At 64.6% G+C, this 12,919-nt stretch carries 12 protein-coding genes; 8 read left to right on the top strand and 4 right to left on the bottom strand.

What is annotated here, in order from left to right:
* Positions 1-37: 37 nt before the first annotated feature.
* The 4 genes from E1202_RS17195 to E1202_RS17180 form a co-directional block, all read right to left on the bottom strand.
* Positions 38-892 carry an SDR family NAD(P)-dependent oxidoreductase gene (locus tag E1202_RS17195; RefSeq protein ID WP_132684174.1) on the bottom strand — a complete coding sequence of 285 codons (855 nt, stop codon included), beginning with the start codon at positions 890-892 and terminating at the stop codon, positions 38-40.
* Positions 893-912: 20 nt separating this feature from the next.
* Positions 913-1,929 carry a ketol-acid reductoisomerase gene (gene ilvC, locus E1202_RS17190; protein WP_132684173.1) on the bottom strand — a complete coding sequence of 339 codons (1,017 nt, stop codon included), beginning with the start codon at positions 1,927-1,929 and terminating at the stop codon, positions 913-915.
* A gap of 81 nt (positions 1,930-2,010) precedes the next feature.
* The gene (locus E1202_RS17185; RefSeq protein WP_207918714.1) at positions 2,011-2,766 is read right to left on the bottom strand and encodes an SDR family NAD(P)-dependent oxidoreductase; all 756 of its coding nucleotides are present in this window, start codon (positions 2,764-2,766) and stop codon (positions 2,011-2,013) included.
* A gap of 44 nt (positions 2,767-2,810) precedes the next feature.
* On the bottom strand, positions 2,811-4,085 hold the full coding sequence (locus E1202_RS17180; protein ID WP_132684171.1) for an MFS transporter: 1,275 nt from the start codon (positions 4,083-4,085) through the stop codon (positions 2,811-2,813).
* Positions 4,086-4,347: 262 nt separating this feature from the next.
* Here E1202_RS17180 and E1202_RS17175 point away from each other — a divergent pair, with 262 nt between their 5' ends.
* The 8 genes from E1202_RS17175 to E1202_RS17140 all read left to right on the top strand — a co-directional run bounded on the left by E1202_RS17175 (position 4,348) and on the right by E1202_RS17140 (position 12,632).
* A complete protein-coding gene (locus E1202_RS17175) occupies positions 4,348-5,181 on the top strand; it encodes an IclR family transcriptional regulator (protein ID WP_132684170.1) in 834 nt (277 codons plus the stop codon).
* Positions 5,182-5,231: 50 nt separating this feature from the next.
* A complete protein-coding gene (locus E1202_RS17170; protein WP_132684169.1) occupies positions 5,232-6,401 on the top strand; it encodes an acetyl-CoA acetyltransferase in 1,170 nt (389 codons plus the stop codon).
* Positions 6,402-6,405: 4 nt separating this feature from the next.
* Positions 6,406-8,010, top strand: a complete 1,605-nt coding sequence (locus E1202_RS17165; protein WP_132684168.1) for an AMP-binding protein — start codon at positions 6,406-6,408, stop codon at positions 8,008-8,010.
* Between the two features lie 2 nt (positions 8,011-8,012).
* Complete coding sequence (locus E1202_RS17160) at positions 8,013-8,939, top strand: PCC domain-containing protein (RefSeq protein ID WP_132684167.1); 927 nt, start codon at positions 8,013-8,015, stop codon at positions 8,937-8,939.
* Positions 8,936-10,321 (top strand): FAD-binding oxidoreductase, encoded by a 1,386-nt coding sequence (locus E1202_RS17155; protein WP_328590991.1) that lies wholly within the window; start codon positions 8,936-8,938, stop codon positions 10,319-10,321. The genes E1202_RS17160 and E1202_RS17155 overlap by 4 nt, the downstream gene beginning before the upstream one ends.
* A 93-nt stretch (positions 10,322-10,414) precedes the next feature.
* Entirely contained in the window at positions 10,415-10,933 is a 519-nt protein-coding gene (locus tag E1202_RS17150) for a gamma carbonic anhydrase family protein (RefSeq protein WP_132684166.1), read from the top strand.
* Positions 10,934-10,946: 13 nt separating this feature from the next.
* The gene (locus E1202_RS17145) at positions 10,947-11,726 is read left to right on the top strand and encodes an HpcH/HpaI aldolase family protein (protein ID WP_165943883.1); all 780 of its coding nucleotides are present in this window, start codon (positions 10,947-10,949) and stop codon (positions 11,724-11,726) included.
* A 24-nt stretch (positions 11,727-11,750) separates the two neighbouring features.
* Positions 11,751-12,632, top strand: coding sequence for an alpha/beta fold hydrolase (locus E1202_RS17140; protein WP_132684164.1), 882 nt, complete (start codon positions 11,751-11,753; stop codon positions 12,630-12,632).
* The last annotated feature ends 287 nt before the right edge of the window (positions 12,633-12,919 follow it).

Below are 12,919 nucleotides of genomic sequence, written 5' to 3'. Positions count from 1 at the left end.
CGCCCATCTGATGGAGGACGCACGCCTCAGCCGTGCTTCACATGCACCGTGCACTAAGACCACCGTCGACCGGCAGCAGTGCGCCATTGACGTACGAAGACCGGTCGCTCAGCAAGAACAGAGCCGCATTGGCGACGTCCCAAGGCGTGCCCATTCGCCCGGTCGGGCTCGCCGCGTGACGCGCGGCCAGCTCCTGTTCCAGGTCGGCATCCGCACCTCTAACCTGACGGCCGATCGGTGTGTCGATCAACCCCGGAAGCAAGGCGTTCGCCCGGATACCGCGCGAAGCATAGGTGAGCGCGAGCGAGACGGTCAGCTGGTTCACGGCCGCTTTGCCGGCGTTGTACACCGGGTACACGTACCCCGTGTCCCGGATACTGGCCGTCGACGACACATTGACAATCGCGCCTCGTCGACGGGCGAGCATGTGGGGCAGCGCATGGCGGATGGTGAGGTAACAGCTCGTGGCGTTCAAAGCCATACCCTTGTCCCACGCCGTGCGTTCGAGATCGACGATCTCCCCGGGGATGGTCACACCTACGTTGTTGTGCACAGCCAGGGGCGGCTCCCACTCTGCGGCGATCGTGGAGTAGGCGCGTTCCACATCGGCCTCCGCCGTTACATCCGCTTGGATGCCGAGCGCCGTTCCGCCCTCGTCGGTGATCTGCTGGGCCACGTGCTCGGCGGCATCAGCATCGACATCGACGCACGCGACCGCAGCACCAGAACGTGCGAACGTCAACGCCGCCGCTTGCCCGTTGCTCAGCCCTTCAGCACGGGATCCGGCACCGAACACAGCAACGACCACGCCACCGAGTTCACCGGTGTCGGAGCGGCTCGGTTCGTCGGTCCCCTGAGCAGTGGGACCGTCGAATGTGGGGTCTTGTGACATTGAGAACTCCTGTTGGTGACTTACTGGGCCGTCTCCGTGATGGGCCGGTCAACCCAGCTCATGAGGTTGCGGAGTTTCTTGCCGGTGAGCTCGATCGGGTGCTCGGCGCTCTTCTTCCGAAGTTCTTCGAGCTCCTTGTTGTCGTTCTCGACATTCGCGACCAGTCGCCTGATGAAGGTGCCGTTCTGGATGTCCTCCAGGACGTCGCGCATGCGTTGCTTGGTTCCCTCGTCGATGACCCGAGGGCCGGACAGGTAGCCGCCGAATTCGGCGGTGTCGGAGCAGGAGTAGTTCATCCGCTCGATGCCGCCCTCGTACATGAGGTCGACGATCAGCTTCAGCTCGTGCAGCACCTCGAAGTAGGCCATCTCCGGGGCATAGCCGGCCTCGACCATCACCTCGAAGCCCGTCTTCACCAGTTCCTCGGTGCCTCCGCAGAGCACGGCCTGCTCACCGAACAGGTCGGTCTCGGCCTCCTCCTTGAACGTGGTCTTGATGATGCCGACGCGACCACCTCCGATGGCACTCGCGTAGCTCAGCGCGAGCTCCTCCCCCTCGCCCTTCGGGTCCTGTTCGACGGCGATCAGGCAGGGAACGCCCTTGCCATCGAGGAACTGACGACGAACGAGGTGGCCCGGCCCCTTCGGAGCGACCATGCCGACGGTGATGTTGTCGGCCGGCTTGATGAGGCCGAAGTGGATGTTGAGCCCGTGACCGAAGAACAGGGCATCGCCCTCCTTCAGGTTCGGCTCGATGTCCTCGAGGAAGATCTTCGCCTGCGAGGTGTCGGGCGCGAGCAGCACGATGACGTCGGCCCACTCAGAGGCCTCCGCAGCGCTGAGCACCTTCAGTCCCTGATCCGCCGCCTTCTCACGGGATTTGCTGCCCTCGCGAAGACCAACAACGACCTCGACTCCGGAATCGCGCAACGATAGCGCGTGGGCATGCCCCTGGCTGCCGTAGCCGATCACCGCGACCTTGCGTCCGGCGACGATCGACAGATCAGCATCACGATCGTAGAAGATGTTCTTCGACACAAACTGTCCTTTCAGTTTCCGCTCGCGTCGGCGGGCGAGATTGGGGACACGCCTTCGGCGAGGCGCAACATTCGCCTGGGCTCAGGCGGAAAGCATCCCCGCGGCGGTGAAACCGCCGTCGACGGGAACGACGTGACCGTTGATGTAGGCCGCCGCATCAGTGGCGAGGAAACCGACAGCGGCGGCGACCTCGTCGGGCGTGCCGTAGCGGTGCGCGGGGACGTGGCTGTTGTAGGCATCTCGCGTCGCCTGGCTGTGGACTTCACGAGACAGCGGCGTTTCGATCGGCCCCGGAGCCACGGCATTGGCGGTGATGCCGTGCGGTGCCAATTCGACGGCCATCTGCTTGGTCAAGCCGATCAACGCTGCTTTGGAGGTTCCGTAGGCTGCACGACCCGTTCCTGCCCGGAGGCCACTGGTGGAGGCGATGTTGATGATGCGCCCCCACTCGTTGTCGAGCATCAGCCGGGCCGCGTGCTGGCCGCACCGGAACGCGCCGGTGAGGTTGACGTTCAGCGTGGCCAGCCAATGATCGTCGGGGTAGTCGACGAAGGGATAGGTGCGGGCGATGCCGGCATTGTTGACCAGGATGTCGCAGCGCCCGTAGGTGTCAGCGAGCCAAGCGAAGGCCTGGGCGATCGATTCGGCGTCTCCGACGTCGAGCCGGAGGGCCTCGGCATCGGCACCGCGATCAGCGAGGGTCGTCGCGAGCTGGTTCGCGGCGTCGTGGTTGAGATCGGCGAGGATCACGTGGGTGCCCTGCTCCGCAAGGCGTTCAGCGATTGCTGCGCCGATGCCCGCTCCGGCACCGGTGACGAACGAGATGCGCTTACTCATCATTCCTCTTCAAAGTTGTGCGATCCGAATTGGGCGCTCAGCTCCTAGTTGACTTGCTGGGAGCGGGTGCGGCGCGCATCGACGACCATGACGACCGCAGCGGCGAAGAGGATCCCGACGCCAACAATCCAGAACCCGGATGCGGTGTCTCCCGGGGACGCGACGAGACCGATGAGCAGGGGGCCGATGAGCCCACCGAAGTTGCCACACAGGTTGACGAATCCGACCGAGGCCCCCGACTGGTTTCGGGGCACGATCTGCATGACCCAGGTCCACCACAGCGCCAGGGCCGAGTAGATGGATCCGGCGGACAGCACGAGCATCGCGAAGCTGAAGACGGCCCCGAGATCGATGAAGTGGTGGCCCAGCATCGCTGCGCCGCTGATCGCGATGCACGGGGCGATGAAGTACCCGAGGGAGCGTCCGGTGCTGACAGCGGTCTTGGTGACGACGTACAACGCGACCGTTCCGAAGAGGAACGGGATCGCCGTCAGCAAGCCGACCATCAGCGATCCGTGACCGGTCAGTTCACCGATGACGGTGGGCAGCCAGAGGGTGAGCGCGTAGATGCCCATGGCCCAGAAGAAGTAGACCAGCGCCAGCAACCACACGGTGGGACGGGCGAACACCTGCAACAACGTCGATTCATCGGTGGTGGCGACGGTCCGGGTGGCCACGATGTAGTCGCGTTCCTCCGAGTCCAGGCGGGGGTTGTCCTCGGGGCGCTCGGTGACCGCGAAGTGCAGCCAGACAGCGACGAGGATCGCGGGGATGGCCTGGATGACGAACATCGCGCGCCAGTTGGAGATGTCGATCAACCAGCCGGACAGCGGCGCCATGACTGCTGTCGAGAGCGGCACGGTGTACATGGTCAAGGCCACCGCGAGTCCGCGTTCCCGCGAGGGGAACCAGTTGATGAACATGACCGCGAACGCGGGGAAGATCGCGCCCTCGGCCAACCCCAAGACGATGCGTGCGGCCACGAGCAGCGGGTAGTCGTGCACGGCACCGGTCAGGCCGGCCGACAGGCCGATGACGACCATGCAGACCACGATGATGGTCTTGGCCCGGCCCTTGTTCGCCCAGGCGCCCGCGGGCATGCCGCTGAGGACATACCCCCAGAAGAAGGTCGAGAACACCACGCCCATCGCAGCCGCGCTCAACTGGAGTTCGCCGGCCAGGTGCGGGGACGCGACGCTGATGTTGGTGCGGTCCATGAAGCAGATGAAGTAGGTCACGAACAGCGGCACTCCGATGCGCGACCAGCGGGCCTGCCGGAGATCGATGCGGGGTGGTCGTTCGTTCACGATGGTCGCCATGTCTCGGTCCTGCCTGTTGAGCGACGTTGCTTGGGACGGCGGGAAGCCTCCACAGAACTGCGGCTCGTGAGCTGAGTCACGATGTCGGGACACTGTCGCTCCGCATGCAAACGGGGTCAATCAATTGTGTAAACACCGAGGAAATCGGTCCACATTACAGAATGTTTGACCTGAGACTCTCGCCACTTCTATCGTGACCGACGTACGTGAACAGGCTCGTTGCAGACACGTACGATCACAACCCAGCCTTAAGGGATCCACAATGCGGAACGATGCTTCCCAGCCGACAGCGACCGACCGGCTGTCGCCGCCAGGTACGCAGAGTGTTCGTCGCGCGCTCAACCTGCTGTCGATGATCGCCGGGCGCGAACGCATGGGCGGGCTGTCGCTGGCCGAGCTGGCGTCGGAAACGGGGTTGAGCAAGCCCACCGTGCACCGGCTGCTGGCCGAGCTGGTGCACAGCGGCTACCTCGAGCAGTCCGAGAGCCGGCGGTATCGGCTCGGGCCGGAGTCCTACACCATCGGGAGTGCCGCCGAGCGCCGCCACGGGCTGCAGCAGCAGGCGCTGGCCTCGGTCGTGCGTCTCGCGCAGGTCTCCGAAGATGCCGCGTTCATCTCGGTCCGGCGCGGAACGCACTCGGTTTGCCTGCACCGCGAGGAAGGCACCTGGCCCATTCGCAGTCACGTGCTGCAAGCAGGAGACCGATATCCACTCGGTGTTGGTGCGCACGGCCTGGCGTTGCTCGCCGCGATGTCACCACAAGAAGCTTCTGCTGTCACCGCGGCCAACGCTGCGGAGCTCGCGGAGACCTATCCCAACATCACGCCCGACTGGATCCTCGAACAAGCCGACCGGATTCGTCGGCGCGGCGGTGTCGCGGTCAACGAAGGCACCGTGGTGCCCGAATCGTGGGCCATCGGAATCGCGGTCCCCGACGCCAGCGGCGAACCGGCGATGGCGTTGAGCATCGCGGCCATCAGCTCGCGGTTGGGCCCGGACCGGCAGGCCCGGCTGGCAATCCTGCTCAAGGAAGAAGCCGCTCGTCTGGGTCCGACGCTGCGCCGCAGCGAAGCGTCGGACCTGCGAGCGGACTGATGAATCAACTCTCACCTCGAATCACACCTCTCACCTCAACTGGAGGCGACATGGCCGATCGAACGTCCATCATCGGATGGGGCCACTCGAAGTTCGGCAGACTCGACGAACCCGATGTCACGGCCCTTATCGGCTCAGTGGTCCCAGAAGCGCTCAGCCATGCGCAGGTCGGCGCCGACGAGGTCGACGGTCTGTTCGTCGGTGTCTACAACAACGGCTTCTCCGATCAGGGCTTCCAGGGGTCGCTGGTCTCGCTGACCAGTCCTGAGCTGCAGTTCACGCCCGCGATGCGCGTTGAGAACGCCTGCGGCACGGGTAGTGCCGCGGTGTACGCCGCGTGCGATTTCATCGATTCCGGCCGCGGTGACGTGGCGCTGGTCATCGGCGCCGAGAAGATGACCGGCGTCGACACCTCACGCGCAGGTGAAATCCTTCTGTCCGGCTGCTACCGCCCCGAAGAGTCGGACGTCTCCGGCGGTTTCGCCGGCGTCTTCGCCAACATCGCCAGCGAATACGCCGACCGCTACGGCGACCCGAGCCCCGCGATGGCGGCCATTGCCGCGAAGAACCACCACAACGGGATGACCAATCCCTACGCCCAGCTGCACAAGGACCTCAGCTTCGAGTTCTGCAACCAGGTCTCGGACAAGAACCCCTATGTGGCGGCCCCGCTTCGCCGCACGGACTGCTCGCTGATCTCCGACGGGGCCGTGGCGCTGGTGATCACGAGCGCGGATCGCGCCAAGTCCGCGCCCAGACGAGTCTCATTCCGCGCCCGTGCGCATGCCAACGACTTCCTGCCGTTGTCGAGGCGCGATCCTATCGAGTTCGCGGGTGCGCGCCGAGCTTGGAACCAGGCACTGGAACAGGCTGCGACGAGCACGACTGACCTGGACTTCCTCGAAACCCACGACTGCTTCACCATCGCCGAACTCATCCAGTACGAGGTCTTCGGACTGGCCGAGCCTGGTCGCGGTCGCGAAGTGATCGAGCAGGGCATCGCGCTGCCCGATGGGAAGCTGCCCATCAACAGGTCCGGAGGGCTCAAGGCCAAGGGCCACCCCATCGGGGCCACCGGTGTGTCCATGCACGCCATCACCGCCATGCAGCTCACGGGCGAGGCGGGCACGTTCCAGCTCCCCGAGGCGAACCTCGGCGGACTCTTCAACATGGGTGGCACAGCGGTCACCAACTACGCATCCATTCTTGAGAGGTGGTAACCGCATGACCACACGATCGACCCACGCGCAGCGCACCACCAACCTGGCGACTTTCCTGACCCAGACCGCCACCCGGCTGCCGGATCGTCCGGCGATCATCCGGGGCGAGACCACCTGGACGTGGTCGCAGTTCAACGGACGCGTCAACGCGCTGGCCTCTGCAATGCGCGAGCAGGGAGTCCGCGCCGGCTCCAAGGTTCTCCTGCACAGCGCGAACTGCATGGACTCGCTCACGGTTCTCTACGCCACCTGGCGGTTGGGGGCGATCATCGTACCCACCAACCACAAACTGCTGCCCGACGACGTCGTCCCGCTCGCTCAGCTCGTCGCCCCGGACCTGGTCATCCTCGATGACTCGTGCGAAGCGCACGCACGAGCGCTGGCCGACTACGAAATCTGGTCGATCGGCGACGAGCAGGACGCCACCGTCGAGTTCGGCAGCGCTCGCGTGCCTCAGTTGATCGACAAGTACAGCAGCCGCGGTGAGTCCGTCGTCGACGAACCCGTCTTCGTGAACTCACCGGCGTGGTACTTCTTCACCTCCGGTACCAGCGGCCGCCCGAAGGCTGCCGTGCTCAACCACGATCAGATGGCGTTCGTGGTGACCAACCACATCTGCGATCTGATGCCGCACCTGACCGACCGCGACGCCACGCTCGTGCTGGCTCCCCTCTCCCACGGCGCCGGCGTGCACGCCCTGACCCATGTCGCTCGCGGGGCCGCGATCGTGCTCACCACCAGTGAGACCCTCGACCCGACCGAGGCGTGGGAGCTGATCAACCGCCATGCCGTGTCGACGATGTTCACCGTGCCCACCATCCTCAACAAGCTGGTGCAAGCCGCTCCACCCGGGCACAATCCCGACGAATGCAGCCTGCGCTATGTCGTCTACGCAGGCGCGCCGATGTCTTCCCGGGACCAGCGCACCGCCCTGGACACCCTCGGCAAGATTCTCGTGCAGTACTACGGCCTGTGCGAGGTCACCGGCAACATCACCGTGCTGCCGCCGCAGCTGCACGGCACCACACCTGAGCCTGATGGCATTCCCACGGCCGGGTACGTGCGCACGGGCATGACGATCAGCATCCAAGACGACGACGGCCGCGAGCTCGAACCCGGCCAACGCGGCGAGATCTGCGTCTGCGGACCCGCGGTCTTCGCCGGATACCTCGACAACCCCACCGCCAACGCCAAGGCGTTCCGCGACGGCTGGTTCCGCACCGGCGATCTGGGCTACGTCGATCAGACGGGCCTGCTCTACATCACCGGCCGCGCATCGGACATGTTCATCTCCGGCGGTTCCAACATCGACCCGCGCGAGGTCGAGGAGAAGCTGCTCAAACACCCAGATGTCGTCGCAGCGGGCGTAGTCGGCGCGCCCGATGCCACGTGGGGCGAAGTCGGATACGCCCTGTGCGTTCCCCGCCCGGAGTCGTCACTGACCATCGACGAGCTGCTGACCTGGTGCCGCGCGAACATGGTCCGCTACAAGGTTCCCAAGCGAATCGAGTTCGCCACCGCACTGCCAACTTCCGGGTACGGCAAGGTCACCACCGCCCTGCTCAAAGAAGAGTTCCTCAACCGGGGCTCCTGGCCTACCGAGGTCTGACCATGACAACCTTCCCATCCGAAGTGCTGCCCGAGGTCCGCTACCTGACCCAGCCAGGTACGCCGGTGCCCCGCCGGGTCGACGTGCATCCGACGACCCTCCACCCGGTCAGCGTCGAGTTACCGGCCGGCACTCCCCTGCTGGAAGCTCTGCAGCAGGTGGTGTTCGACCAGGGCTACACCAGTGCGTTCGGTGAACTGCGCGGCGGAGCGTTCACCACGTTCAACTACTACATCCCGGCGGTGTGCGAGGCCGGCACCAGCGTCGCAACCTTCAGCGAACCCTTCACCGGCAACAGCCCAGCGGCGTTCATGCGCGGTGGACTGACCATCGGCCTGCGCGACGGCGAGGCCTTCACCCACTGCCACGCTCAGTTCGTCGATGCTGACGGGATCATGAGAGCCGGTCACCTCATCCCGGAGTCGGTCATCGTCGGACCTGGCGTGACCGCGGACCTCTACGCCACGCGAGACGTCGCGATGACGGTGCTGCCCGACACCGAGATCAACTTCCCGGTGTTCCAACCGCAACCCGCCACACCAGCACAACCCTCAGTCGGCACGTCCGGCGGCCTGCGCTCCATCATCGCCCGGATCCACCCCAACGTCGACATCACCGAAGCGATCGAAGACCTCGCCGCTCAACACGGGTTCGACACCGCCGTGATCCGCGGCAAGATCGGCTCCTTCGTCGGTGCCACCCTGGCCCAGGGCGACCAGATCGTCACCGCTCCCGGCCCCGCCACCGAAGTCATGTACCTCGACGGCACGGTCCGCCGCGACGAAACGGGCGCGCACCGCGCTGAGCTGACCTGCGCGGCCGCAGCCGTCGACGGCAACGTCTACAGCGGCGCGGTCATCAAGGGACACAACCCCATCGCCATGACCTTCGAACTCGCCCTCTCCGAACCAGCGGAAGCCTCCCAGTGATCACCGACCCCACCGCGATTGATCAAATCGTCGATCGCCTTCCTGTCGACATCATCACCACCGACCCGGACGTCGTGGCCACGTACGCCGCCGATCAATCGCAGTTCACAGAACGCGCGCGACCGATCGCGGTGGCGATGCCTCGCACCACCGATGAAGTCGCAGCCTGTGTTCGCGCAGCTCATGAACACGGCATCGTCGTCGTGCCACGGGGCGCCGGTAGCGGGCTCAGCGGTGCGGCCAACGCGCCAGCGGGCGCGATCGTGCTGAGCCTGCACCGCATGACGGCCATTCGCGAGCTCGACACCGAGAACCGCGTCGTCGTGGTCGAACCTGGCGTCATCACCGCCGAACTCCGTGAACACGTCAGGAAGGCCGGCCTGTACTACCCGCCGGATCCCGGCAGTGTCGATTTCTGCACGATCGGCGGCAACGTCGCCACGAACGCCGGCGGAATGTGCTGCGTCAAGTACGGCGTCACCGGTGATTTCGTGCTCGGGCTCGAATGCGTGCTCGCCGACGGCCGCATCATGCGAACCGGGCGACGAACGGTGAAAGGTGTCGCCGGGTTCGACCTGACCAGCCTTCTCATCGGTTCCGAGGGGGCTCTTGCGGTCATCACCGAGATCACCTTGCGACTGCTCCCGGAACCAGCCGAACCCCACACACTGGTGGCGTCGTTTCCCACTCTCGACGGTGCGGGCCAAGCAGTCAGAGCGATTTCCGGGGCGGGGATCACTCCTTCACTTCTGGAGATCCTCGACCGCACCACGGTCAGGGCCGTCGATGACATGACGCGCATGGGCCTCGGTGATGACACAGCGGCGTTGCTGTTGATTCAGCACGACGGAGCAGATGCTCCCGACGCGCTCGTCAGCATCGAAAAACAGTGCACAGCGGTCGGTGCCAGCGAGATCGTGGTCAGTTCCGACCAGACCGAAGCCGACATGCTCCTCGAGGCGCGGCGTCAGGCGCTCCCCGCACTCGAGCGGCTCGGCGACTGGCTGCTCGACGACGTCTGCGTGCCGTGCTCACGCATCACCGATCTCATCGCCGCGATCGAGCGCATCTCGGAGCAGACTGGGCTGACGATCGGGGTGTTCGGACATGCGGGAGACGGCAATCTCCACCCCACCATCATCTACGACGACACCGACGCCTCCAGTCGCGATCTCGCCTTCGAAGCCTTCAACGCGATCACCCAGGAAGCGCTCGACCTGGGCGGCACGATCACCGGTGAACACGGTGTCGGTCGTCTCAAGGCCGGGTGGCTGCGAAGCGAGCTCGACCCCGTGAACCTCGCTGTCCATCAATCTGTGAAACACGCCTTCGATCCCACGGCCACGCTCAACCCAGGCGCCGAGTTACAAGCTCGTGCTTGAGGCGCCAGACGCCCGTTCCGCAAGGCAGCCGGACCCGCTGGAGTGCCCAATCCAGCGGGTCGTGCTGTCCCCAACCTCCACGAGGAAACCCTAATGATCATCGCTCTCGATGACGCCCGCACGCCCACGATCGCACCCGAAGCTTGGATCGCTTCCAGCGCGGTCGTGGTGGGAGCCGTTACCGTCGGGACCGAATCCGGAGTCTGGTACAACGCCGTCGTCCGGGCCGACGACGAAGCCGTCATCATCGGACCACGGACCAACGTGCAGGACGGATCGGTCATCCACGCCGACCCAGGCAGCCCCGCCACCATCGGTGGAGGTGTCTCCATCGGCCACAACGCCACCATCCACGGATGCACCATCGGAGACAACGTCCTCATCGGAATGGGCGCGACCGTCATGAACAACGCTGAGGTCGGCGAGGACAGCCTCGTAGCAGCCGGCGCGCTCGTGCCAGAACGAACGGTCATCCCACCGCGCTCCCTGGTCGCAGGAGTCCCGGCCAAAATCCGACGCACCCTCACCGACGACGAAGTCGACGGCATCCGCGCGAACGCAGCCCACTACGTGACCAAGCGCAGCGAGCACGCTGTCGCAAATCCAGAGTGAAGGACGAACTGCGGTGAACGAAGCACTGAGGCAGGTGCTGAGTCGAGATGAGACCGCGTACGGACTTTGGGTGACGTCAGAAGCGTCATCGGTGACGGAGATCGCGGGCGCCCTCGGCTTGGACTGGGTTTGTGTAGATATGGAGCATGGATACCTCGACTACCGAGACATCCAAGGGCATCTCACAGCCGCACGAGGCACCGATCTCACAGTTCTCGTGCGCCCGCCCACACAGGACCTCGAGCCTATCAAGCGCACCTTGGACATAGGCGCCCACGGCGTCATCGTCCCGCTCATCAACACGGCCGAAGAGGCGCGCGCAGCAAGCCAGCACGCCTATTACCCTCCGCGCGGCCGACGCGGCATCGGCGGCGAGCGCAGTGTCACCTGGGGCCTGGAGCTCGATGACTACGTTCGCAACGCGAACAAGGAGCTGCTGTTCGTGCCGATGATCGAGACGCAGAGCGGTTACGAGAACCTCGACGACATCATGTCCGTGGGAGGCGTAGAGGCAATCTTCCTGGGCCCCGGAGACCTGTCGGCCAGCCGCGGGGCGGTCGGCGATTGGGAGGGCCCTGGGGTCGCAGAGATCAATTTGGACATCTTGAAGCGAGCTCGCGGTCGCGGCATTCACGCTGGCCTCGTCGCTCGCGGGACCGACGAGGCGATGATGAGACGCGATCAGGGGTTCGGCATGGTTGCACTCGGTTCCGATATTGGACTGCTGATTCGCCAAATCCGTTCAATGACAAACGCTCTCGATCGCGCTACGCAGCATCACAGTTGGTTCTGATCAGGTACTGCGTGGACCTCGTTGATGATCAACGAGTCCGTCATCCAGCAGCACTACGAGGAACTGGCCAAGTTCCGGTACACCCACGCTGAAACAGAGAGGAATGCCATGCGCGGCAAAAACCTCACGATGATCACCTCTGACTCCGTTCACATCGCGTTCGACGATGAGGGCAATGGCCTGCCGATCGTGCTTCTCCACGGCTATGGCTGCCGACGCGGGCACTGGGAGTATCAGAGAGAGGCGCTCCTGGAAGCCGGCTACCGAGTCGTGGCCGTCGATCTTCGCGGCCACGGCGAATCGGACACCCCGAAGCACGGACAGACCCTGGCACGACTCGGACAGGACGTACGCGAGCTCCTCGAGCAGCTGGACCTCCACGACGTCACCCTCGTCGGCCACTCGATGGGCGTTTGTGTGGCGCTCGCGATGTTCACAGTCTCTGGGTTTGATCGCATCACACGATTCGTTTCTGTTGACCAGTCTCCGAAGATCATCAATGACGAAGAATGGTCGTGGGGCGTCAAGAATGTCACGTGGAAGAACGTTGACGACTGTGTCCACTGGCGCTTCAAGTGGAGCAACGAAGAGCTGGAACCCGCACTTCCTGCGGGGTCTGCAATGGGCGAAGAGCCGTGGGAAAAATTCGATCACCAAGCGGTAATCAAGCTCTTCGTTGACCACTTCGTCGCTGATTGGCGCGACACCCTGCCTCGTCTGCCCATGCCCACCTGGGTGGTGACTTCGCGCTTCACGAACTACTACCACCTCGAGGGCATGGAGTGGTTCGCAAACGAGGTCCCCGATGGCCGACTGTCGGTTTTCGAGCACAGCGGCCACAACCCGCACGTGAGCGAAGCAAGCGAGTTCAACCGATGCTTGCTCGAATTTCTAGGCGACAACTGACGATGTGCCCAGCCACAATGGGCTGGGCACATCGTCACACCTATGTCGTCTCGCCGAGACCCTCGGAGCTCTAGCGATCACGCCGCGGTCGCCGCCACAGCAGCTGCGCCGGTTCAGGTCCCAGAGCGAGACCTCGAAGACTCAGCCGCCGCGCTTGACGGCGTTGAGCAGCAGCTGGGCGACGTCGACGACCTCGACGGACTCGTTGGCGACCTTCTCGCTCTTCCGAGCGGTCAGACCGTCGGAGAGCATCACCTTGCAGAACGGGCAACCGGTGGCGATCTTCG

It is taken from the genome of Saccharopolyspora karakumensis (assembly GCF_004349225.1).
Classification (GTDB): domain Bacteria; phylum Actinomycetota; class Actinomycetes; order Mycobacteriales; family Pseudonocardiaceae; genus Saccharopolyspora; species Saccharopolyspora endophytica.
This window is presented reverse-complemented; position numbering and strand designations above follow the sequence as displayed.

Coding starts and splice junctions, on each gene's coding strand:
- E1202_RS17195 (WP_132684174.1), bottom strand. CDS start 892: ATGTCACAAGACCCCACATTCGACGGTCCCACTGCTCAGGGGACCGAC.
- E1202_RS17185 (WP_207918714.1), bottom strand. CDS start 2,766: ATGAGTAAGCGCATCTCGTTCGTCACCGGTGCCGGAGCGGGCATCGGC.
- E1202_RS17180 (WP_132684171.1), bottom strand. CDS start 4,085: ATGGCGACCATCGTGAACGAACGACCACCCCGCATCGATCTCCGGCAG.
- E1202_RS17175 (WP_132684170.1), top strand. CDS start 4,348: ATGCGGAACGATGCTTCCCAGCCGACAGCGACCGACCGGCTGTCGCCG.
- E1202_RS17170 (WP_132684169.1), top strand. CDS start 5,232: ATGGCCGATCGAACGTCCATCATCGGATGGGGCCACTCGAAGTTCGGC.
- E1202_RS17165 (WP_132684168.1), top strand. CDS start 6,406: ATGACCACACGATCGACCCACGCGCAGCGCACCACCAACCTGGCGACT.
- E1202_RS17160 (WP_132684167.1), top strand. CDS start 8,013: ATGACAACCTTCCCATCCGAAGTGCTGCCCGAGGTCCGCTACCTGACC.
- E1202_RS17150 (WP_132684166.1), top strand. CDS start 10,415: ATGATCATCGCTCTCGATGACGCCCGCACGCCCACGATCGCACCCGAA.
- E1202_RS17140 (WP_132684164.1), top strand. CDS start 11,751: ATGATCAACGAGTCCGTCATCCAGCAGCACTACGAGGAACTGGCCAAG.